20 protein-coding genes and 1 tRNA gene are annotated in these 23,598 nt (G+C 48.5%); 20 read left to right on the top strand and 1 reads right to left on the bottom strand.

All coding sequences use genetic code 11. The features are described from left to right. Nucleotides 1-8 precede the first annotated feature (8 nt). The 5 genes from DXA57_RS12615 (at nt 9) to DXA57_RS12595 (ending at nt 5,218) form a co-directional block, all read left to right on the top strand. On the top strand, nt 9-2,495 hold the full coding sequence (locus DXA57_RS12615) for an ATP-dependent Clp protease ATP-binding subunit (RefSeq protein ID WP_117767700.1): 2,487 nt from the start codon (nt 9-11) through the stop codon (nt 2,493-2,495). Between the two features lie 122 nt (nt 2,496-2,617). Then, complete coding sequence (locus DXA57_RS12610) at nt 2,618-3,031, top strand: endosialidase (protein ID WP_117767699.1); 414 nt, start codon at nt 2,618-2,620, stop codon at nt 3,029-3,031. Between the two features lie 203 nt (nt 3,032-3,234). Further along, on the top strand, nt 3,235-4,611 hold the full coding sequence (gene radA, locus DXA57_RS12605) for a DNA repair protein RadA (protein ID WP_117767698.1): 1,377 nt from the start codon (nt 3,235-3,237) through the stop codon (nt 4,609-4,611). A 187-nt stretch (nt 4,612-4,798) separates the two neighbouring features. Continuing rightward, a tRNA-Trp gene (locus DXA57_RS12600) sits at nt 4,799-4,869 on the top strand. A gap of 97 nt (nt 4,870-4,966) precedes the next feature. Further along, nucleotides 4,967-5,218: a hypothetical protein gene (locus DXA57_RS12595; RefSeq protein WP_117767697.1), complete on the top strand. Its 252-nt coding sequence runs from the start codon at nt 4,967-4,969 to the stop codon at nt 5,216-5,218. Nucleotides 5,219-5,368: 150 nt separating this feature from the next. Here DXA57_RS12595 and DXA57_RS17840 read toward each other — a convergent pair whose 3' ends face one another. Beyond that, entirely contained in the window at nt 5,369-5,914 is a 546-nt protein-coding gene (locus tag DXA57_RS17840; RefSeq protein ID WP_117767696.1) for a Uma2 family endonuclease, read from the bottom strand. A 452-nt stretch (nt 5,915-6,366) separates the two neighbouring features. Here DXA57_RS17840 and DXA57_RS17525 point away from each other — a divergent pair, with 452 nt between their 5' ends. The 15 genes from DXA57_RS17525 (at nt 6,367) to DXA57_RS12515 (ending at nt 23,490) form a co-directional block, all read left to right on the top strand. Next, entirely contained in the window at nt 6,367-6,543 is a 177-nt protein-coding gene (locus DXA57_RS17525) for a hypothetical protein (protein WP_243005793.1), read from the top strand. A 264-nt stretch (nt 6,544-6,807) separates the two neighbouring features. Next, entirely contained in the window at nt 6,808-7,644 is an 837-nt protein-coding gene (locus tag DXA57_RS12580; RefSeq protein ID WP_158571325.1) for a metal-dependent transcriptional regulator, read from the top strand. A gap of 14 nt (nt 7,645-7,658) precedes the next feature. After that, nucleotides 7,659-8,498 (top strand): MarR family transcriptional regulator, encoded by an 840-nt coding sequence (locus DXA57_RS12575; RefSeq protein WP_117767693.1) that lies wholly within the window; start codon nt 7,659-7,661, stop codon nt 8,496-8,498. Between the two features lie 117 nt (nt 8,499-8,615). Then, entirely contained in the window at nt 8,616-9,008 is a 393-nt protein-coding gene (locus DXA57_RS12570) for a YbaN family protein (protein ID WP_330423263.1), read from the top strand. Beyond that, complete coding sequence (locus tag DXA57_RS12565) at nt 9,001-10,737, top strand: ABC transporter ATP-binding protein/permease (RefSeq protein WP_117767692.1); 1,737 nt, start codon at nt 9,001-9,003, stop codon at nt 10,735-10,737. Before DXA57_RS12570 ends, DXA57_RS12565 begins: the two co-directional genes overlap by 8 nt. Next, a complete protein-coding gene (locus DXA57_RS12560) occupies nt 10,734-12,416 on the top strand; it encodes an amino acid ABC transporter ATP-binding/permease protein (RefSeq protein ID WP_117767691.1) in 1,683 nt (560 codons plus the stop codon). The genes DXA57_RS12565 and DXA57_RS12560 overlap by 4 nt, the downstream gene beginning before the upstream one ends. A gap of 116 nt (nt 12,417-12,532) precedes the next feature. Further along, entirely contained in the window at nt 12,533-13,546 is a 1,014-nt protein-coding gene (locus tag DXA57_RS12555) for an alpha-hydroxy-acid oxidizing protein (protein WP_117767690.1), read from the top strand. 247 nt (nt 13,547-13,793) lie between these two features. Next, a complete protein-coding gene (locus DXA57_RS12550) occupies nt 13,794-14,891 on the top strand; it encodes a galactose ABC transporter substrate-binding protein (protein WP_117767689.1) in 1,098 nt (365 codons plus the stop codon). Nucleotides 14,892-15,060: 169 nt separating this feature from the next. Continuing rightward, complete coding sequence (locus tag DXA57_RS12545) at nt 15,061-16,569, top strand: sugar ABC transporter ATP-binding protein (protein WP_117767688.1); 1,509 nt, start codon at nt 15,061-15,063, stop codon at nt 16,567-16,569. Between the two features lie 18 nt (nt 16,570-16,587). Continuing rightward, the gene (locus DXA57_RS12540; protein WP_117767687.1) at nt 16,588-17,574 is read left to right on the top strand and encodes a galactose/methyl galactoside ABC transporter permease MglC; all 987 of its coding nucleotides are present in this window, start codon (nt 16,588-16,590) and stop codon (nt 17,572-17,574) included. 82 nt (nt 17,575-17,656) lie between these two features. Further along, nucleotides 17,657-17,968 carry a hypothetical protein gene (locus DXA57_RS12535; RefSeq protein ID WP_117767686.1) on the top strand — a complete coding sequence of 104 codons (312 nt, stop codon included), beginning with the start codon at nt 17,657-17,659 and terminating at the stop codon, nt 17,966-17,968. A 31-nt stretch (nt 17,969-17,999) separates the two neighbouring features. Then, nucleotides 18,000-19,610 (top strand): response regulator, encoded by a 1,611-nt coding sequence (locus DXA57_RS12530; RefSeq protein WP_117767685.1) that lies wholly within the window; start codon nt 18,000-18,002, stop codon nt 19,608-19,610. Next, complete coding sequence (locus DXA57_RS12525) at nt 19,603-21,459, top strand: histidine kinase (protein WP_243005792.1); 1,857 nt, start codon at nt 19,603-19,605, stop codon at nt 21,457-21,459. The genes DXA57_RS12530 and DXA57_RS12525 overlap by 8 nt, the downstream gene beginning before the upstream one ends. Continuing rightward, entirely contained in the window at nt 21,456-22,427 is a 972-nt protein-coding gene (locus tag DXA57_RS12520; protein ID WP_117767684.1) for a substrate-binding domain-containing protein, read from the top strand. The genes DXA57_RS12525 and DXA57_RS12520 overlap by 4 nt, the downstream gene beginning before the upstream one ends. Before the next feature lie 13 nt (nt 22,428-22,440). Continuing rightward, complete coding sequence (locus tag DXA57_RS12515) at nt 22,441-23,490, top strand: galactose ABC transporter substrate-binding protein (RefSeq protein WP_117767683.1); 1,050 nt, start codon at nt 22,441-22,443, stop codon at nt 23,488-23,490. Nucleotides 23,491-23,598 lie beyond the last annotated feature (108 nt).

Below are 23,598 nucleotides of genomic sequence, written 5' to 3'. Positions count from 1 at the left end.
AGGATATTTTGATGCAGAAGTTTACGAAAAAAGCAGCCAATGCCCTGAAGCTTGCCGCAAAAGCGGCCAGGCGGAGAGGACACAGCTATATCGGTTCCGAACATCTTCTGCTGGGACTTCTGGAGGAACAGGAGGGAACAGCAGCCCAGGTCCTTATGGGAGCCGGCGTGGAAGAAGAGAAGCTGGAAGGCCTGATCGACCAGCTCATTGCTCCGGAGGGCGGAGTTGGTCTTGCGTCCCGTGAAGGCTATACGCCAAGAGCTTCCCTTATCCTGGAAAACAGTGTCCGTGAGGCGGAACTGTTTCATATGGAGGAAGCAGGAACGGAGCACATCCTGATCACGATCATCAAGGATCCGGAGTGCGTGGCAACGAGACTTCTTCATACGATGGGCGTGAACCTTCAGAAGCTTTACCGTGCGATCCTGGACAGCATGGGCATTTCGGAAGAAATTTACCGGGAGCTGAGCCAGGGAGCCAGGAATCCAAACCGGGGCGAGGGAGGAAATACACCGACTCTGGAACAGTACAGCCGGGATCTGACCGCTCTGGCAGAGGAAGGAAAACTGGATCCGGTAGTAGGAAGAGAGCAGGAGATCGAGCGGATCATGGAGATCCTGAGCCGTCGGACGAAAAACAATCCCTGCCTGGTAGGAGAACCCGGAGTCGGAAAGACAGCCATTGTGGAAGGGCTTGCACAGAGGATTGTTATGGGAGCCGTTCCGTCTCCTTTACAGAACCGGAGACTTCTGACACTTGATATGGCCAGTATGGTAGCCGGAAGCAAATACCGGGGAGAGTTTGAGGAGAGGATCAAACGCGTCATCAAAGAGGCGGAAGAAAGCCAGGATGTCCTTCTTTTCATTGATGAGCTTCATACGATCATTGGGGCTGGCGGAGCAGAGGGAGCCATGGATGCGTCCAATATCCTGAAGCCTTCCCTGGCAAGGGGAGAGATCCAGCTCATCGGTGCGACAACGATTGAAGAGTACCGGAAATACATTGAGAAGGATCCGGCTCTGGAGCGGAGATTCCAGCCGGTGAATGTGGAAGAACCCACCATGGAAGAAACAGTGGAGATCCTGAAGGGGCTTCGCAAAGCGTACGAAAAACATCACGGCGTTGAGATCACGGATGAGGCAGTCCACGCGGCAGTGACGCTGTCTGAGCGTTATATCAATGACCGTTTTCTTCCGGATAAGGCGATTGATCTTCTGGATGAAGCAGCAGCCCGGAAACAGCTGCAGGGTTACAAGATCCCGAAAGCGCTGGAGGAGCTGAAAACCAGAGCAGAGGAACTGGAAGAACGGAAGGAAGCCGCTATTGTGGAAAATGATTTCAGCAAGGCGGCAGATTATAAAAAAGAGCAGGTAGAAGTCCGGCAGAAATTTGAACAGCAGAGAAAGCGTCTGCAGAAAAAAGCCGGAGAAAATGCCGCAAAAGTACGGGAAGAGGACATTGCGGAGGTGGTGGCTCTCTGGACCAGGATTCCGGTGCAGCGGCTGGCAGAAAAGGAATCACATCGTCTTCTGAAGCTGGAGCATACGCTGCATCAGCGGGTGGTAGGTCAGGATGAGGCAGTACAGGCGGTGGCAAAGGCCATTCGCCGTGGCAGAGTAGGCCTGAAGGATCCCAGACGGCCGATCGGTTCTTTCTTATTTCTCGGTCCGACCGGTGTTGGAAAAACAGAGCTTTCCAAAGCACTGGCTGAAGTGGTCTTCGGCAGTGAACAGGCCATGATCCGGGTAGATATGTCGGAGTACATGGAAAAGCACAGCGTTTCCAAGCTGGTTGGTTCTCCGCCAGGATATGTAGGGTATGAAGAAGGCGGCCAGCTCAGTGAAAAAGTCCGCCGGAATCCTTATTCTGTCATCCTTTTTGACGAGATCGAGAAAGCGCATCCGGATGTCTTCAATATCCTTCTTCAGGTGCTGGATGACGGTCATATCACAGATTCCAGAGGAAGAAAAGTGGATTTCAAGAATACGATCCTCATTATGACTTCCAATGCAGGCGCTTCTTCCATCATGACGCCAAAGAAGCTTGGCTTTGCGGCTGTAGATGATGAAAAGCGGAATTATCAGGTGATGAAGGACAATGTCATGGAGGAGGTGCGCCGGATCTTTAAGCCGGAGTTTTTGAACCGTATCGATGAGATCATTGTTTTCCATTCTCTGAATAAGGAGCATGTGAAGAAGATCGCAGGCATTCTTCTGAATGAATTTGCAAGACGGTGTAAGCAGCAGCTGGATATCACACTGGAAGTACGGCCATCGGCGAAAGAGCTGATCTCGGAAGCCGGTTTTGATGAAAAGTACGGAGCACGCCCGCTGAAACGGGCCATTCAGACCAAGGTGGAGGATGCTCTGGCACAGGAGATCCTGGAGGGCCGGGTGAAGGCAGGAGATACCGTTGCGGTCGGCATTGCGAAAAAGGAAGTGAAATTTGTGGTAAAGCACCATAAAGAACTGGAAAAAAATGAGGATTTATGTTAAAATCTGAATAACTATTTCTGTACAGGATGACTGCCGGAGCTAGAGATGAACCGTTTGTGGGATCCGGCCGGCAGTTTCCGGATAAAGAGAAGAATAGAAAGACGATCAGGAGGACATAAGAGATGTCAGTAATTACCGAACTCATCCGCTCAGAAGCAGATGGAACATTAAGCTTTGGAAACTACGAACTGGATAGCAAATCCAAAAAGCAGGATTTTGAACATCAGGGAGATTTATATAAAGTAAAAACCTTCAAGGAGATCACCAAGCTGGAGCGCAACGGTATGTTCGTTTATGAGTCCGTTCCGGGAACCACAGTAGATCATCTGCAGGTGACTGAGAACGGCATGACCTTCCAGGTAGAGGGAGCTGTGGATGCACAGATCACCGTAGAGCTGGAAGAGGATACCTCTTATCAGGTATTTGTAGACGAGAAAGAGATCGGTGAGATGAAGACCAACCTGGGCGGCAAGCTGGCTCTGAGCGTAGAGCTTGACCCCTCCAGAAAAGCTTCTATTAAGATTGAGAAAATGTAATGATTCAGAAGCCATGCAGCCTGTTGGACGAAAGTGCGGTGCATGCCTGCATGAATGAGCACTTTTGACCGGTAAGCGATGTGGCGGGCAGCCACATCGAGATGAAGTGAAGCGGAATCGAGATGGCTCTGAATAATTTAAGAAAGGCTGGCGGACAACAACTCCCGCCAGCCTTTTTCTATGAAAGAAAAGGAGTGGAGTAAATGGCAAAAGGAAAGACAACCGCATTTTTCTGCCAGAACTGTGGTTATGAATCCGCCAAATGGATGGGACAGTGCCCGGCCTGCAAGGAATGGAATACCTTTGTGGAGGAGCCGGTAGTAAAAACAGCCGGAACAAAGACGTCTGCCGCTGCCGGAAGCACGAGACGGATGCAGCTTCAGGAGCCATCGCGGCTCGCCGGTATCAAGCCGCAGGAAAATCTTCGGATTTCCACAGGGATGGAAGAGCTGGACCGGGTCCTGGGCGGCGGTATTGTCACCGGCTCTCTGGTGCTGGTAGGCGGTGATCCGGGAATCGGGAAATCCACCCTGCTTCTGCAGGTGTGCAAAACGCTGGCAAACAAAGGGCGAAAAGTACTTTATGTTTCCGGAGAGGAATCCGCCCAGCAGATCAAGATCCGGGCAGACCGGGTCGGAGAAGCAGGAGATGACCTTCTGATCCTCTGCGAGACAAATCTTGGTGACATCCGGGAAATCCTGGAGAGGAGCAAACCGGAGATCGTAGTCATCGATTCGATCCAGACGATGTACAGTGAGTCCGTTAACTCTGCGCCGGGCAGCGTTTCTCAGGTCCGTGAGGCGACAGGGATCCTCATGCAGCTGGCGAAGGTTCTTGGAATCACGATTTTTATCGTGGGTCATGTGACGAAAGAGGGCGTTGTGGCAGGACCCAGGGTTCTGGAGCATATGGTGGACACTGTCCTCTATTTTGAAGGAGATCGCCATGCTTCCTACCGGGTACTCCGGGGAGTCAAGAACCGTTTCGGTTCCACCAATGAGATTGGTGTTTTTGAGATGCAGGAAAAAGGTCTGGCGGAGGTGCCGAATCCTTCGGAATATATGCTCAGCGGCCGGCCGGAAAATGCTTCCGGCTCTGTTGTGGCCTGCTCCATGGAGGGAACGCGGCCGATCCTGGTGGAGATCCAGGCGCTGGTCTGCCAGAGCAATCTCCCCATGCCCCGCCGTACGGCCAACGGAGCCGATTATAACCGTGTGAACCTTCTCATGGCGGTTCTGGAAAAACGTCTGGGACTCCGCCTTGGTGTCTGCGATGCGTATGTAAATATCGCAGGAGGCATCCGGATGAATGAACCGGCCATGGATCTTGGTATCGTTATGGCGCTTCTTTCCAGCTACCGGGACAAACCCATTGATGAGAAGACGATCGTCTTCGGTGAGGTGGGGTTAAGCGGCGAAGTCCGTGCAGTCAGTCAGGCGGCACAGAGAGTCCAGGAAGCCAAAAAACTGGGCTTCCATACCGTCATCATGCCGGCGGTCAGCATCCGCAGCATGGGAAAAACGGACGGTATCGAGATCATCGGTGTCCGTACGCTGAAGGATGTGCTGCGGAGTCTGTGAGAATTTGTATAGAACATCTGGTGTATGCCTGCCAGCGAAGCACTCTGAAAGAAGCTTTGCAGAGACTGGAAAAAGCCCTGCATAACTGAAAGTTGTAGAAATTGATTTCATTTTTTTGAATTATTTCAAAAATATCGTTGACATTCCCCGGAAAATGTGTTATAAAATATGAGTAACGCGAAGCCATAGGGGATTGGTCAAATGGCATGACAGGAGTCTCCAAAACTCTTAGTGGGAGTTCGATTCTCTCATCCCCTGTTACTGAAGCTGGGAAATCTTGGAAATCAAGGTTTTCCGGTTTTTTTGTTGTACAGACAAAAAAGAAGCTGCACGTCAGAGGAGTCAGAGGAAAAGAATGGTTAAAAGGGTTATCGGCGGCGGAGTGTTGTGCATTGCGGGTATGTTCATGCTGCTGTACGCACGGAAGCTTTTTACGACGCGCACATGGACTTTCATGCTGCCGGGAAGCGACGGACCGACGGCAGTCTTTGTGGCTGGACGGATTGGAAATTTTCCTCCGGCGGTGATTGTGATTGGGATTATTGGAGGAGCAGCATTGGTGCTTGGAATTATAACAATTATCCGGGCAAATAATACAGACCATTAAAGATGGGATAGGCAAAAGACCATAAATTCCTCATATGTACTCATAAAATCATCTCTTCCGGAAGGTCTCGGATTGGGTGAGAGCACGTCCCCCAGCTCCCTGGGTAAGCATCAGTTGGGGGCAAAAAAACTTTTGCCCCCAACATCATCTTTATTCCAGCAAATCAGAAATTCTGATAGAAAATCCAGGGTAAATAGCTACCGGAATTTCATCATCGAAAGAATACAGGCCGTTCTGAATTTCCTTCTCGAAATCATAAACATTTACAATTTCTTTCATGGGATTAACGATCCAGTATTCCCGGACGCCAGCTGTGCGGTATTTGAAAAGCTTGATGCCGTAATCGCGATTCTGGGTAGCAGGGGATGCAATTTCGATGATCCAGTCTGGCGCTCCATGACAGCCTTTATCATCTACTTTGTCAGAAGAACAGATAACGGAGACATCCGGCTCTACATAATTTTTCTCGTCTTCGTCTAAAAAAACTGCAAATGGTGCAATATAGGGTCTGCATTGTCCGGAATTTTCACGGATATAATTACGAATAATAGCGTAAAATTCACCGCTAAGGATCTGATGCCTGGTGCTTGGCGGTGACATGCTGTAAATGCGGCCGTCGAGTAGCTCAGCCCGTTCGCCTTCCGGGAGGGAGTAAATATCTTCAATCGTATAAATGCGTTCATTGAGTAATGGCATGTTGACGGCTCCTTTCTGTTTTGAAAGATGAATGATAATCTCTTTTGAGTATATCACAACTTTGCAAGAGAAAGAAGCCTGTAAACTAAATAAATTTATCTGGTCGACTGTATATCCGGCACAAAAACAGGTGCCCCCAAAGCTCACACCTAGGACACCGATGCAGAGGATCTTCACATCAGCTATCCGGTGTTGTACTCGGGAGACGATGAGAAATATCTCCGCAGCGATATTTATGAGGAAGAGCACATCGCCGGAAGCATCTTTCTGGAAGGAAAAAACAAGCCGGACTTTTCTGATTACTATGCGGTTATCTATGGCCATAATATGCGCGATGGCAGCATGTTCGGCGATCTGGATCTTTACAAAGAGACGGATTTCTGGAAAAACATCCTTATTTTACGTTGTATACAGAGACCAAAGCGTACCGCTACGAGATCTTCGCTAGCCAGATGGACTCCATATCAGGAAACGTCTTCCACGTCGGCTATATCCCGGGAAAAGAATACAAAGACTTTATCGACGAGTTCGTGGAGGATTCCCTGATCGAGACCGGGATTCATCCAGAGAGCAGCGACCATATCCTGACCCTCTCCACCTGCACCGGAAACGGCTATGATTCCGTATGACCGTCCATGCCGTGTGTATCGACGAACAGACCACAGATCCGGAAAAACTATTCTGAAACTTCTATCAGGATGAAAAAACGCTCATGCAGATTAAGACAACTTGAGCGTTTTTTTCATCCTTCTTTTTTTGAAAATCCCGGAAATAGGCCATTTTTTGACAGTCCAAACCGTAACTGGTGAGTACGAACTAACAAAAGTTTGTTGACACTAATGTCTGCTTATGATATAAAACTTTTGATTAGTCGTGACTTACGAGGAGCTGATATGAACGAGAAAAAAGGACAGGAATTAATGGAAGATCTGGCAGGCGGAATGCCCTGCTCGAAACGCGAGACGGTGGAAAATATGCTGGAGCAGCTCTGCCGCTGGAGAAAAAACAGCAGCCCGCTTTCATCATCCCGGCTGTGTGAAAAATTTCAGCTGTCCAGAAGAGAGTGTACCTACTATCTGAAAAAAATGCTGGAATGCGGTTACATTTTTCCACTTGAAAACACAGATGAAATCCGATTGACCTCCTTTGGTATCGCCAGAGGGGAAGAACTTGGCTACTGTCATGAGACCTTTAAACAATTTCTTCAGCTGGCAGGCGTAAAGCCGGAGGATGCGGAAGAAGATTCCTGTCGGATGGAACATGTGGCAGGGGAGAAGACGGTGGAGAGTATCTGTCAGTTTATAAACAGCGGCGTACTCAGCGAGAGGGTTCTCCATCATTCGGATCTTCGCTTCCGGTATGAGCCGGGAACCTATGAGGCCGGTATGGGAATTTATCAGATGGAACGCCTGTGTCCGAGAAAACTGGCGCAGGAATATTACTGGTATACGGAATGGATCACGCTGGAGATCGGCCAGGAAAAAAGCACATGCAAGTTGATCCGGAAAGAGGAAAGCCAGACGGAAAAGCTCTGGTATATGGACCGGGATGCCGGATGGCTCCAGGCAGAGGAAACAGATCATGCCATATGCATTCCTGCACAGGCCTTTGAGTTTATTATTTCTCCGGCAGATCCCATTATAGAAGGAGAGCTCCTGATTGCTTTTGTAAAAGAAGGAGATTTTCCAACAGAGAAAGCATGCAGAGAGCTGAATATTCATATCTCCTGAACGGAAGGTGAAAGATGAAAACAACAGAAGAAGTACAGCAGACAGGCCTGCCGTCTTTGCTTCAGATCCGGTATCTGATGGAACTGGAAAGAACGGGATGGAAGCGCGGAACAGTCATGGAGATCGCAGAAAAATGCGGTGTCAGCCATCCCGCCGTCAGCCGCTATCTGAAAAGCTGCTGTGAAAAAGGAATTCTGAATGAAAAATATGAATTTACCACAGTGGGAAAAATGATGCTGGATCGCTATCGGAAGCTGATCGATGAGACGGAAAATTATCTGGGCCGCATTGGAATAGACGAAGAAGCCCAAGGGGAGATCCTCAGAAAACTGGTTGAAAACCTAGACTGTGCAACCCTTGGAAAAATCGTGCGAAGCGACCGCTCATCGGTACAGCATGTGCCAAAGCCGGTGATCTGGAAGGAAGAAAGCTTTCTGGATGATATGCTGGAATGGGGAAGCTGGCCGGTATGCATCACGATTTATCAGGCCGGCAGCCAGATCGAGCAGCTTCGGAAGCGTTCCATGGCTGACCGGGGCTTTGAGCGTCAGGCTATGCTCCGGCACAACAAGCGTGGAAGCTGGCTGGAACTGAGTATCCAGAAGATGAATGCGATATCCAGAGTGGACCACGCCGAGATGGAAGGAAAATTATCATCCCTGAAATACGAATGCAACGGAAGGCTCCATAAGGCGGAGATTCGAGGCAATAAAGTCAACATACCGCTGGAGGCCTGCCGTTTTATACAGAACAGCAGAGGAATGATCAAAGGCAGAGTGGCCATCACGGTCACATGCAGCGTCGGCTGCGTACATATGCCGGAGAGCACCGCATTGTTGATATTCTGGCTTTGAAAAAAGCCAGCTTTACCAGATAAAACAAAACATACAGTTTTCCTGGCAGGAAGACTTGATGACATTGAAAACTTCTCTGTAAGATCACAGGGGATAAGAGAAAACGGAGGAAAAAACGTGAATAAAAATCCGATCCGCTTTTTTTGGATGATACTTGGATTTCTTTGCCTGGGGCTTGGAACGGTGGGAATTATTCTGCCGATCCTGCCCACGGTTCCTTTTTACATGGCGACGGTGTTCTGCTTTGCAAAAAGCTCCGAGCGGCTTCACCGCTGGTTTCTGGGAACGCAGTTATACAAGAAGCATCTGGAGAACTTTGTGGAAAAGAAGACGATGACTTTAAAGACCAAGTGTTCCATTGTGGGAATGGTGACGGCTCTGATGACCGTCGGCTTTCTCATGATGAAACAGGTGCCTGTCGGCAGGATCTGCCTGGTAGTCGTGTGGCTCTGCCATGTGGTTTATTTCTTTGGAATGGTAAAGACCGGGGAGGGAGAAGAACATGATTAAGACAAGACTGGTGGCTCTTCTCTCCCATGCAAAAAAGTATATCATCCAGAATGTATTCTGGCAGTGGGCGGCACTGCTGGCGCAGATCGCAGCCGTTTTTTCCGCAGCAGGGCTTCTTGAAAGCGCCTTTTCCGGAAAGACAGAGGGATCAGTATTGAGACGGACCGTGCTGATCCTGGTTCTTTCCGTCTGTATCCGCTTTGTCTGTGACCGGATGGCGGCGAGGGCTTCTTATGCGGCCAGTGTGGATGTAAAACGGATCCTGAGAAAAAAGATCTATGAAAAACTGCTTCGCCTGGGTGCCTCTTACCGGGAACAGACAGCGACCTCCGAGATCGTGCAGATGAGTTCGGAGGGCGTAGAGCAGCTGGAGATCTATTTTGGAAAATATCTGCCACAGCTGTTTTACAGCCTGCTTGCTCCTGTGACGTTATTTGCGGTACTTTCCAGAGTGAGTGTGAAAGCAAGTGCAGTGCTTCTCCTCTGTGTGCCGCTGATCCCACTCTCCATTGTTGTGGTGCAGAAGATCGCCAAACGGCTTCTTGACAAATACTGGAGCGTGTATACAGGACTGGGTGACAGCTTCCTGGAGAACCTGCAGGGACTGACTACATTGAAGATTTATCAGGCAGATCAGCAGAAGGCGCAGGAAATGGACGAGGAAGCGCAGCAGTTTCGGAGCATTACGATGAAGGTGCTGACCATGCAGCTCAATTCCACCAGCGTGATGGATATCATGGCCTATGGGGGTGCAGCTGTGGGTATGATCGAAGCACTCCGCGAATTTGCACATGGAGAGATCGGGCTGGCGGGAGTCCTGACACTTCTTCTGCTGGCGGCTGAGTTTTTTATTCCGCTCAGGCTTCTGGGCTCATTTTTTCACATTGCAATGAACGGAATGGCGGCCAGCGACAAGATTTTTGCTCTTCTGGATATGTCGGAACCGGAGCAGGGAACAGCAGAGGCTCCGAAGTGCGCGGTGGATATTCGTTTTGCAGGGGTACATTTTTCCTATGAAGAGAACAGGGAGATTCTGAAAGGAATCGCTTTTACACTGAAAGCGGGAAGCTTTGTGTCGCTGGTGGGAATCTCCGGCTGTGGTAAAAGTACCATCGCAGGGCTTTTGAGCGGGAAAAATAAAGGGTATCAGGGCAGTATTCAATTTGGCGGAACAGAGCTTTCCAGGATTCCGGAAAGAGAGCTGATGGCGTATATCACGGTGGTGACGCACAACAGTTATCTCTGGAAAGGGACGGTGGAGGAAAATCTTCGGATGGCAAAACCGGAGGCAACCGCGGAAGAGATGAAAACGGCACTGAAAAAAGTGAATCTGCTGGCCTTTCTGGATACGCAGCAGGGTCTTGAGACACCGCTTACGGAAAAAGCTGGCAATCTGTCCGGCGGACAGAAACAGAGACTGGCGCTGGCAAGGGCGCTTCTACACGATACCCCTGTTTATATTTTTGACGAGGCGACTTCCAATATCGATATGGAAAGCGAAGAGATGATCATGGAAGTCATACGGGAACTGGCAAAGACCAAAACGGTGCTGCTGATTTCCCACCGCCTCGCGAACGTCGTGGATTCGGACTGTATTTTCATGCTGGAAAAAGGCAGGATTGCGGAAGCAGGGACCCACGGGGAACTGATGAGGCTTAAGGGCAGCTATTATGAGCTGTATGAGAGTCAGAGAAAACTCGAAGCGTACACAAAGGAGGCGGACTTATGAGCAGTACAAAGAAAAGACGAAGCGGTATTCAGATCATGGGTCAGCTCATTGGTCTGGTAAAATCCATGCTCCACATTATGCTGGCGGCCATTCTTCTCGGAACCGTTGGCTATCTGTGTGCGATTTTCCTGACCATTACAGCGGCAAAAGCTGTTATGAAGGCAGCTGAAGGAGGAACACTTTCCGGAAGGCTGTTTTTGGGACTGATTCTGCTTGCAGTCCTGCGGGGAATTCTCCATTATGCGGAGCAGTACTGCAATCATTTCATTGCCTTTAAATTGCTGGCTGTGATCCGCCACAAAGTTTTTGCGGCCTTGAGGCGGCTCTGTCCGGCAAAGCTGGAAGGGCGTGACAAGGGAAACCTGATCTCGATCATTACCACGGATATTGAGCTTCTGGAAGTTTTTTACGCCCACACCATTTCACCAATCGCGATCGCAGTTCTGACTTCTGTTGTCATGGTCTGCTTTATGGGGCGGTATCACTGGGGGGCAGGGTTATTTGCGCTGGCAGCCTATCTCCTTGTGGGAGTCCTTATCCCGCTGTGGAATGGAAAACGGAGCGGAGACAAAGGAATGGAGTACCGCAATGCGTTCGGAGAACTGAACAGCTTTGTGCTGGAGTCTGTGCGTGGTCTGGATGAGACCATTCAGTACGGTTATGGAGAAAAGCGAAATCAGCAGATGGAAGAACGTTCGGTATCTCTTGGCCGGATGCAGAAAGAACTGAGCCGTATGGAAGGCAGTCAGCGGGCCGTGACCAATCTGGTAATTCTGCTTTTTTCCTTTGGAATGCTGTTTCTGATGCTGAGCCTGTATGAGAGGGGGGCCGTGAGCTTTGAGGCAGTGGTGATCTGTACGGTTGCCCAGATGGGCTCTTTTGGGCCGGTGGTGGCTTTGTCGAGCCTCTCCAACAACTTGAATCAGACGCTGGCCAGCGGGGAACGGGTTCTTTCCATATTAGAAGAAACTCCGATGGTGGAGGAAGTGCCGGGAGAAGGACTGACTGGGAAAGAGAGAGCGGAAGCTTTTCGTGGTGCAAAAGTCAGCCATGTGACTTTCGCCTATGAGAATGAAGTAATTTTAAAGGATTATTCGATCGATCTGAAACCGGGAAAGGTGATTGGAATACACGGAGCCAGCGGCAGTGGAAAATCCACGCTCTTAAAGCTTCTGATGCGGTTCTGGGACGTAAACCGGGGCGAGATCGATGTGAATGGCCGAGAGATCAAAGGGATTCCGACCGCAGGACTGCGGGATATGGAAAGCTATGTGACTCAGGAAACACACCTTTTTCATGATTCCATAGCCAACAATATCGCGATCGGAATGCCTGGGGCCTCCAGAAAGGAGATCATCGAAGCGGCAAAGAAGGCGTCGATTCACGACTTTATTCAAACCCTGCCGAATGGTTATGATACAAAGGTCGGCGAGCTGGGAGATACCATGTCAGGCGGAGAAAAGCAGAGGATCGGCATTGCCCGGGCTTTTCTCCATGATGCGCCCTTCCTGCTCCTCGATGAGCCCACCAGCAATCTGGATTCCCTGAATGAGGGCATTATCCTGAAATCTCTCCGTGAGTCCTGCGATAAGAAAACGGTAGTCCTTGTTTCTCACCGCCAGTCTACGATGCAGGTGGCGGATGAGGTGTACGAGATGGAAAATGGAAGAATTTCATAAAAAACAGAATGGAAGCGGCATCACTCAACGAAAAAGGATTGAGTGGTGCCGTTTTTTGACTTGTTTGGAGAAAATCGGTATAATAGAAAGAAACACACGAGAAAGGAACGAAGAAAATGAATTATTCCGAATGTATCATAAAAGCAAAAGACCGGATCGGCAAATTCTGCAAAGCTTGTCCGGAGTGTAATGGAAGAGCCTGCAAAAATCAGATGCCGGGACCCGGTTCCAAAGGGATCGGGGATACTGCCGTACGAAACTACGACAAATGGAAAGAGATCCGCCTACAGATGGATACCATCGCAGAAAACAAGCCGGTGGATACGTCTCTGGAGCTTTTTGGAAAAACGTTCCGCTATCCGGTTTTCGCAGGTCCGGTGGGAGCCGTTTCTCTTCATTACGGGGACTGTCTGGATGATGTGACTTATAATGATATTCTGGTGTCTGCCTGTGCGGAAAACGGCATTGCTGCTTTTACCGGAGATGGCGTGGACAGTAATGTAATGGTGGCGGCTACTGCAGCCATCAAAAAAACGGGTGGCGTCGGGATTCCGACGGTGAAGCCCTGGAACATTGAGACCATTCGTGAAAAAATGGCACTGGTTCATGAGTCCGGAGCCTTTGCGGTGGCTATGGATATTGATGCGGCCGGTCTTCCGTTTCTGAAAAATATGGAACCGCCTGCAGGAAGCAAGACTGTGGAGGAACTCCGGGAGATCATCGAGATGGCCGGAACGCCATTTATTGTGAAAGGAATCATGACCGTAAAAGGGGCGTTGAAGGCGAAAGAGGCCGGAGCTTCCGCGATCATTGTTTCCAACCATGGCGGAAGAGTACTGGATCAGTGTCCGGCAACAGCAGAAGTCCTGGAAGAGATCGCGACGGCTGTAAATGGTTCCATGAAGATCCTGGTGGACGGTGGGATCCGTTCCGGCGCGGATGTATTCAAAGCCCTGGCTCTCGGCGCAGACGGCGTTGTCATTGCCCGGCCTTTCGTCACAGCTGTCTACGGCGGAGCACAGGAAGGAGTCCGCTCCTATATTGAAAAGATCGGCACAGAGCTGGAAGATACCATGAAAATGTGTGGAGTGTCCAGTTTAAAAGAGATTACGAGAGAGTGTGTCAGATAAGCCTTTTCCTCCTCCTATCCCACAAAATAACGGACGAAATTTCTCATCTCCTCCTATGTCATATACAACCTGACAACAAAATAACGAAAATATTTCTTAAAAACAATCAACATCCCTAAAAGAAAGAAGAATTTTCGAGAAAAAAAGAAGGATTTTATATGGTTTTTTCAAGTATAAAACTGCTATAATAGCACCAGAAACGAAAAGAAAACCAAACAAAACAAAGTAAAAACAGGAGGGTTTTAAAATGAAAAGAAAATTAATCAGCGCACTGCTTGCAACAGCAATGGTAGCATCCATGGTTGTAGTTCCGGTAATGGCAGATGAAGAGACTGAGGCAGCTACCGAGGTTACCACAGAAGCTGCTACAGAAGCTGCAGCAGAAGAGAATGCTGAGCCGGTAGCAAATCCGGATCTGGCTGATAAAAAAGTTGGCGTTTGTATCTATCAGTTCTCCGATAACTTCATGACCCTGTTCCGTACAGAGCTTGAGGATTACCTGGTAAAACTTGGATTCAGCAAAGAGAATATCACCATTCAGGATGGCCAGAATGACCAGGCTACCCAGTCCAACCAGATCGATGCTTTCATCGCTGACGGCGTAGATGTTCTGATTATTAACCCGGTAAACACCTCTTCCGCAGAGACCATTACCGATAAAGTTGTAGATGCTGGAATCCCGCTGGTATACATCAACCGTGAGCCGAGTGAGGACGAGGAAGCAAGATGGGCAGAGAACAACTGGAACGTAACTTATGTAGGTTGTGATGCTAGACAGTCCGGTACCTTCCAGGGCGAGATCATTGCAGATCTGGGTCTGGATGCGATTGACAAAAACGGAAACGGCAAAATCGACTACGTTATGATCGAGGGTGACCCGGAGAACGTAGATGCGAAATATCGTACCGAGTTCTCCATCAAAGCACTTGAGGATGCTGGTCTTGAAGTAAACTGCCTGGATGATCAGGTTGGTAACTGGGATCAGGCTACCGCTCAGCAGCTGGTTGCTAACTCCTTAAGCCAGTATGGTGATGATGTAGAAGTTGTATTCTGTAACAACGACGCAATGGCACTTGGCGCTCTGCAGTCCATCGAGGCAGCTGGCCGTACCGTTGGCGAGGATATCTATCTGGTAGGCGTTGACGCTCTGACCGAGGCTCTGGATAATGTAGCATCCGGAAAAATGACCGGTACCGTATTCAACGATCATTTCTCTCAGTCTCATGCAGCAGCAGACGCAGCAGCTAACTATCTGACAGAAACCGAGAATGAGCACTACATCGGCTGTGACTATGTAAAAGTTACCGGCGACAACGTAGCTGACATTCAGGAGAAACTGAAATAATCAGACACACAGGACAGTAAAAAGTCAAAGAGGTGCGGGTGATGAAAAATGCGCCCACACCTCTTTCCATGCGAAATTAATACGGAGTGTGCAGGGAACGCTGCAAAATACACCAAGCAGAAGCTTTGTATTTTGCAGTGCTCCCTGTTAAGAAAGAAGGAGGGAGAATATGGCAGAATTTAAGCTGGAGATGAAGGGAGTTTGTAAATCCTTCCCAGGTGTAAAAGCTCTGGATAACGTACAGCTGGCACTTCGCCCGGGAACCGTACATGCGCTGATGGGCGAGAACGGTGCAGGAAAATCCACTTTAATGAAATGCCTGTTCGGTATCTATAAGATGGATGCCGGAGAAATTTATCTCGATGGACAGAAAGTAACTATCAGTAATCCGGATGAGGCCATGAAATATGGTATTGCCATGGTGCATCAGGAGCTGCAGCCCATTCCTGCAAGAAGCGTGGCGGAGAACCTTTATGAAGGACGTTTCCCGCTGAAAAGCTTCGGTCCGATCAAAGTGGTAGACCATAAAAAAATGTATGAGGACACCGCTTACTGGCTGAAAGAAGTAAAAATGGACTTTGACCCCAAGGCAATGCTGGGCGATCTTTCCATCGGACAGATGCAGTCCGTAGAAATTGCAAAAGCAGTTTCCCACCAGGCAAAAGTCGTGATCTTCGATGAGCCGACCTCATCTCTTTCCGATAATGAGGTAGAAGCTCTTTTCCGCATCATGAACGACCTTCGTGACAAGGGCGTTGCCATGGTATATATTTCCCATAAGATGGACGAGATCAAACGGATCGCAGATGACATTACGATCATGCGTGATGGTACTTATGTAGGTACCTGGTCTGCGGACGAGCTTTCCACCGATGACATCATTGCCAAGATGGTAGGCCGTACCCTGACGAACGTTTATCCGGAGAGAAAGAACAAACCTGGAGAAGTTGTCATGGAAGTCAAACATATGACCTCCATTTCCGACAAGTCCTTCCAGGATGTTTCCTTTAACCTGAGAAAAGGTGAGATCCTTGGTTTCGGTGGCTTGGTCGGTGCACAGAGAACAGAGGTACTGGAAGGTGTCTTCGGTATCCGTGCTTTAAAGAGCGGTGAAGTTTACGTCAAAGGAAAGAAAGTAACGATCAAACATCCGGCAGATGCCATGAAAGCAGGTATCGGTCTGATCACAGAGGACCGTCGTGGAAATGGTATCTTCGGCTGTCTTTCCATCAAGGATAATGTCGGTGTTTCCACGTACAATAAATATCTGAAGGGTGGTTTTGTTCTGGATCATAAGAGCATCGGAAATGTTGTGGATGAAAGCATCAAAAAGCTTCGCATCAAGACTCCGAACATGAAAGAACACATTGCCAATCTGTCAGGTGGAAACCAGCAGAAGGTAATCATTGCCAGATGGCTGGCGAACGATCCGGATATCCTGATCATGGATGAGCCGACTCGTGGTATCGACGTAGGAGCCAAACATGAGATCTACGAGATCATGAACGACCTGGCTGCTCAGGGAAAATCCATCATCATGGTTTCCTCTGAGATGGCGGAGCTTTTAGGAATGTCCGACCGTGTCTATGTTATGTGCGACGGTAAGATGCGTGGAGAGATCAAAGACAAAGAGGATATGACGCAGGCTAAGGTAATGAGCTATGCGACACAGTTCTGATGATGGGAGGAGCCAATAATGGATAAGAAAAAACTGAGTTTTAAAGATATCATGATCAACTACGGTGTAATCATCATCGTAGTGCTGCTGGTAATTTATACCGGTATTACTTCAAAGAACTTCTTAAGTGTTAATAACCTGACCAACATCCTCATGAATATGAGTTCCCGTCTGGTCATTGCCCTTGGTATTGCGGGGTGTATCATCACCGCAGGATGTGACCTGTCAGCCGGACGTATGATCGGTCTTGGCGGCTGTATCGCAGGTACCCTGCTTCAGAAAATGGATTATTCCCAGAAGTTTTTCCCGAACATGAAGCCCATGAATATTTTCCTGGCTCTTCTGATCGTTATGCTGGTATGTGCACTGTTTGGTGCGGTAACCGGTTTCTTCATCGCTTACCTGAATGTACCGCCCTTCATTTCCACCATGGCAATGATGGAGATCGTTTACGGTATCAACATGATCTACACCAATGCAACTCCGCTGGGAGGTTATGTATCCTCTTATACCGGTATTGCTTCCGGCAGATTCCTTGGAATCAGCTACCTGATTTGGATCGCACTTCTTGTGGCAGTGATCACCTGGTTTATCTTTAACATGACCCGTCACGGCAAATATATGTATGCAATCGGTGGTAACCCCCAGGCAGCAGAGGTTGCCGGTGTACCGGTAAAGAAAACTCTGATCATCATCTACGCAAAAGCAGCTGCTATGTATGGTCTGGCAGGTTTCATGCTGGGCGCAAAAGCAGGCGGTGCTTCCGTACAGCTTGGTTATGGTTATGAGATGGAAGCCATCGCGGCTTGTACCATCGGCGGTGTATCCGTTTCCGGAGGCCGTGGTAAAGTTTCTTCTGCTATCATCGGTGTAGCAGTATTTGAGATCCTGAAAGCGGCTCTGCAGTTCCTGGGAGTAAACTCCAATGCACAGTGGATCGCTCTTGGTATCATTATCTTCGTTGCAATTTCTCTGGATATCAGAAAATACGTGGCAAGAAAATAGAAAATATATTATAATGAAAAGGCCGTCGCAAGACCTGAAGCGGCGGCCTTTTTACTATAAGTAACTATGGGAGGAAATCAATATGACAGGTGAAAGTTATTTATCAACGGCACTGATTCCGCTTCTTATGACGGTCGTTCTGATCTATTACAGCTTCCGCCTTCTGTTTTTACAGGATGTGGATTCGATTTATGGAAAGAATAAAAAGAAACCGAAGGATAAGGAAGGCTTTGCAAAAGCGGCTGGAAAGCTCATGGTGTTCCTGGCGGCTGCTTCTCTTGGAATGGCAGTGATCATGTACTGGAGTGTTGAGATCGCTCTTGTGGAGATCTGTATAGCCTTTGTGATCTTCGGGATCCTCTGGAAAAAGATGAATAAAAAATACGGGGAATGATAACGACAAAAAATAAAGGGGAGACTGCAGGATGAATCTTTATTCCGTGATGCTGGTGGATGATGAGGAAGAAGTCATTCAGATCATTATGAAAAAACTGGACTGGGCGAGCATGGGCTTCCGGATTGCTGGCTATGCGCATAACGGGGCAGAAGCTTTGGAACTGGCAGAAGAGTGTCAGCCGGATGTGGTGATGACCGATATCAAAATGCCATATATGGACGGACTGGAACTGAGCAGGAGGCTGAAGGAACGCTACCCTTCGATCCGGATCATCATTTTTTCTGGTTTTGACGAATTTGAATATGCAAAGGAAGCCATCCGGATTGAGGTGGAGGAATACATCTTAAAGCCGATCGATGCAGGGGAACTTCAGGAGCTTTTCGGCAGGATCCGGAAATCTCTGGATAAAGAGATCGATGAAAAGAGAAACATTGATAAGCTGCAGGAATACTATATGGAAAGTCTGCCGCTTCTTCAGGAAAACTTTTTTACCTCGTTGTTTGAAGGCCGGGTGCCTGCAGAAGAGATCGGTAATTATCTGAAAAACTATCAGATCCGGCTGGAAGGACCACTTTATCTGGTGACGATCCTTCATTTAAGCTCCGCAGATGTGAAAGATTACAGCAATCCGTTTCTTATGACCGTCTCAGTGAAAAAGCTGGCAGAAGAACAGCTGGTGCCGAAATACAGTTCCCGGACACTGATCTATTTAGGTGACGTGATTCTGATCTCACAGCTTTCCTCAGCGGATCAGGTCGTTGCCTATACCGATCTGATGGATGATTTCTGCCGGCAGGCGAAAAGAGTCTGCGGCGTGCGGGTGACAGCAGGTGTCGGACAGCTCTGTGCATCTCTGGAGGAATTAAGGCTTTCCTATCAGGGTGCCAGAAATGCCGTTTCTTACCGGGCACTTTATGGAAGCAGCCGTGCGATTAACATCGCGGAGATCGAACCGAAGGAGCAGTCAGAAGAGACCTGGGAGGAGGAAGCCTTACGGAGGATCATGAAACAGATCCGTCTGGGCGGCAAAGAACCGCTGGAGGCAGAAATCCAGGGCTGTATGAGACGTTTTACAGAAAACGGCAGTTCTCTGCAGAAATACCGGCTTTTTGTTATGGAGCTGATCGCGGAGATCATCCGTTTCGGCAACAAAAACCAGCTGAAGATGGAAACACTCTTTCCGAAAGAAAGTGATATCTACCAGATGGTCTTTCAGCCGGATTCCTCAGAGGAACTCTGCAGCTGGCTCATTGATGTCGGTGAAAAGGTTCAGGAGATGCTGAACAGTGAACGGTTGAATAACAGCAAATCCTTTGTGACGAGAGCCATCGAGTATGTCCGGGAAAATTATGCGGATCAGAGCATTTCCATTGAAACGATCTGCAAGACCCTGGGAGTCAGTTCTGCATATTTCTCCACCGTTTTTAAAAAGGAGACGGGGAAAACCTTCATCGGATATCTCACGGATTACCGCATGGAGGCGGCGGAGGAACTGCTTCTTACGACGAATGACAAGACGTATATGATCGCAGGAAAAGTAGGCTATGGCGATCCCAACTATTTCAGTTATGCATTCAAGAAAAAATACGGGATTTCGCCGTCCAAATATCGAGTGGAGAAAATGAAAGTCAGTGGATAAGATAAAACAATACTTTGCAAAAATCGGGAAACGGATTTTGCAGCATACCGATCCCAAAAGTATCCAGCTCACCATTTCGGTATCCTTTACCATCACATCTGTCTGTATCATGTGTTTTCTGGGTGTTCTGCTCTATCAGCAGTTTGCGAGAAAAACGGAGACTCTTTATGCAGAAAATTCCGAGCAGCTCTTAAATCAGACAGCCATCAGCCTGGAGGATTATTTAAGAAACATGCGGCGGATCTCCGATGCCATGTATTACAGTGTCATTAAGGATAAGGATCTGGCTATCGATGGACTGGATGAGGAGATGGATCTTCTTTACGAGGCCAATAAGGACAATCTTATCAGCATTGCCTGCTATGCCGGTGACGGAAAGCTGGTGGCAGCAGCGCCTATTGCCAATGTCAAGGCGGGCGTTTCCGTGCTCGGGCAGGAGTGGTTTCAGGATGCGGTAAGCCAGCTGGAAAACTTTCATTTTTCCATCCCCCATGTACAGAATCTCTTTGACGATCCCTCCTACCGTTATCACTGGGTCGTTTCTCTGAGCCGGAGTGTGGAACTGACAAATAACGGAGATACCATGCAGGGCGTCCTTCTGGTAGATATGAATTACAGCAGCATCAAGCAGCTTCTGGAAAAAGCCAATCAGGATATTTCCAAAGAGTATATCTACCTCATGGATCGGAACGGGGAGATCATTTACCATCCCAAGCAGAATCTGATTCGAACCGGTCTTCTCTCAGAGGATAACCGGGAGGCATCCGGTTATGAAGATGATACGATCCGGGAACGCTTTATGGGAGAAAAACGGATGGTGACGGTGAAGACCATCAGCTATACCGGCTGGAAGCTGGTAAGTATCGTCCCGATGGAAACCTTCTCCATGGGAATGGAAGAGACACGATATCTGGTGATCCTTCTGGTGACGCTGGCTCTTTTGGCAACGGTGGTTTTAAACCAGCTGGTTTCCGCACGGATCGCGAAGCCGCTGAAAAAACTGAATGATTCTGTGAAAGAATGGGAGAGCGGAAATCTGAATCCGGATATTTATGTAGGAGGTTCTCTTGAGGTGGTACATCTTGGAAAAACACTGCAATCTACCGTGTCCCAGATCCATCAGCTGATGAAGGACATTGTCACGGAGCAGGAAGAAAAGAGGAAAAGCGAGCTGGATGCCCTCCAGTCTCAGATCAACCCTCATTTTCTTTACAATACGCTGGATTCCATCGTCTGGATGATCACAGGGGAACGCTACAAAGAGGCTGTCTTTATGACCACTCAGCTGGGCAGTCTTTTCCGGGTAAGCTTAAGCCGGGGAAAAACGATCATCAGCATCGAAGATGAGATCCGCCATGCAAAGAACTATATGGGGATCCAGAAGATCCGTTATAAAAATGCGTTCCAGGTGATCTTTCAGGTGGAACCGGAGGTGGAACAGTGCTGTACGGTAAAACTGGTGCTTCAGCCGCTTCTGGAAAATGCCATCTATTACGGTATGGAATACATGGATGGAGAAGGTGAGATCCTGGTAAAAGGATATAAAAAAGACGGAGATATCTATCTGGAGGTAGAGGATAACGGTCTTGGCATGCCGGAGGAAGAAGCTGCCAGACTTCTGACGGAAAAACCGCGTGAAAGAAAACGGGGCTCCGGTGTGGGACTGATCAATGTGGACAGCCGTATCCGCCTTCGTTTTGGAAAAGAGTATGGTCTGATCATTGAGAGCCATCCGGATGAGGGAATGAAAGTCACGATCCATATCCCGGCGATCCCTTATACAGAGGAAAACCAGCAGCTTCTGGAAGAAGGAAAATACAAAGTGAAAAAACAGGAGGAAAAGCTATGAATAAGAATCGTCTGTATATCGGGCTTCTGGTTGCCGTCATGCTGGCAGTTCTTGTTTATGCCTCCTATGGAATGGTCAATGCGGGGAAAAAGGAAAGTTATTATTCTGTGGCGGTGATCGTCGATGACAGCAGCAGTGACCGTTGGACCGCCTTCAAAGAAGGACTGGAACAGGGAGCGGAGGAAGAAAAAATGCATGTCAATGTGGTTTCCACCAGTTCCTTTCTGAATCTTCATGAAGAATGTTCCATCCTTTCCAGAGAACTGGAAAACGGAGCGCAGGGAGTGATCGTACAGCTTACCGGAGATGATGTTGACGGCCTGTTTTCCGGCCTTGTTTCAGCAGTGCCGACGGTACTGATCGAAAACGAAGGCGAAGCGAAATCACTTTTTACGACGGTTATGCCGGATTCCTATAAGATCGGCCGGACGCTTGGTGAAAATCTTCTTTCCGGAGAAGCAGAACGGCTTTCCGGGCTTCGGATCGGCATTCTTTCCGGAAATCAGAAGATGAAATCCCAGCGTCTCAGACTGAAAGGCTTTGAGGAAACGATCGGGCGGAACGGTCCGGAGATCGTCTGGACGTTGTCAGATGCAGAAATCCAGGATCAGACCATGCTGGAAACGTATTGGAAGGAAAAAACGGTGGATGTCCTGGTATCTCTTGATAATGATGAGACGGAGCTTGCAGGAGATTTTATCCTGACACTCTTTACGGACAAGCCGAAGCTTTACGGGGAAGGGCGTTCTGAAAAAGCCGTTTATTATCTGGATAAAGGCGTGGTTTCTTCTCTGGTGGTTCCCAATGAGTTTTTCATGGGTTATCAGTGTATCAGGGAATTGGCCGGAAAACTCAATTATTACCAGGAGGATGACGGCAGAGATACCGAGGTGGATTTCCTGTCTGTGACAGGAGAAAATCTTTATGACCGGGATACGGAAAATATCCTGTTTCCAAATATCAGCTGAGGAGGGAAAACGGATGAGAAAGAAAATACCGGCTGTAGTTTTTCTGATCGTTTTGCTGTGCCTGCTTTCCGGTTGCTCCGGAGGAAAAAAAGATACGGTGCAGACGGTAAAGATCGGTGTCACCCTTTACGACCAGTATGATACCTTTATTTCAGAAATGATGAGCTGGTTTACAGCCAGTGCCACGGCTCTGGAAGAAGAAACCGGAACGGCCATCAATCTGGAGATCGTAGATGCGGCCGGAAGCCAGACAACGCAGAATGAACAGGTAAAGTCCCTGATCGAAAAAGGCTGTGATGTGATCTGTGTCAATCTTGTGGACCGGACAGAGCCTACTACCATCACAGATATGGCGGAAAAAAATGATGTGCCCATCATCTTTTTTAACCGGGAACTGGTAACAGAAGATCTGGAACGCTGGAAAAAGCTTTATTATGTAGGTGCAGATGCGATCGGATCCGGTATCATCCAGGGAGAGCTGGCGGCAGAAAACTTTCTGGGTGATGAAAAATATGACAAAAACGGAGACGGTATCTGCCAGTATGTGGTTTTGGAAGGAGAAGCCGGTCATCAGGATGCCATCGTGCGCACCGAATATTCTGTGAACACTTTGGTGGAAAATGGCGTGAAGGTGGAAAAACTGGGATATGCCATTGCAAACTGGAAACGGGCCCAGGCCCAGACGAAAATGGCCGCACTCCTGGAACAGTACGGAAACAGCATTGAACTTATCCTGACCAATAATGATGATATGGCGCTGGGAGCCATCGATGCGCTGAAGGCAGCAGGCACTTCGAAGAACGACTGGCCGCTCATTGTGGGGATTGACGGAACAGATGTGGGACTGACGGCCGTAAAAAACGGCGAGATGGCAGGAACTGCTTATAATGACAAAGAAGGACAGGCAGAGGCTATGCTGAAGCTGGCTTTTGTACTTTCAGGAAAAGATGCCAAAAACGGTCTGAGCATGGACGATATTCCGCTGGAAAAAGAAAAATATGTCCGTCTGCCTTATTACCGGGTAACACTGGATAATGTGGAAGAGTATATAAAAAAATCGTAACTGTTCAGAACCACCTCCAAAATGCTGCGCATTTCGTCGGTGTGGCGTATCCGCCGAATAGATTTCCATGTAAAAGTGTTCATTCATGCAAGCATGATTCACACTTTT

Origin of the sequence: Blautia sp. OF03-15BH (genome assembly GCF_003463065.1) — a bacterium.
Taxonomy (GTDB): domain Bacteria; phylum Bacillota; class Clostridia; order Lachnospirales; family Lachnospiraceae; genus Limivivens.
The sequence above is the reverse complement of the archived record's forward strand: the minus strand, read 5'-3'. Positions and strand labels throughout refer to the sequence as shown.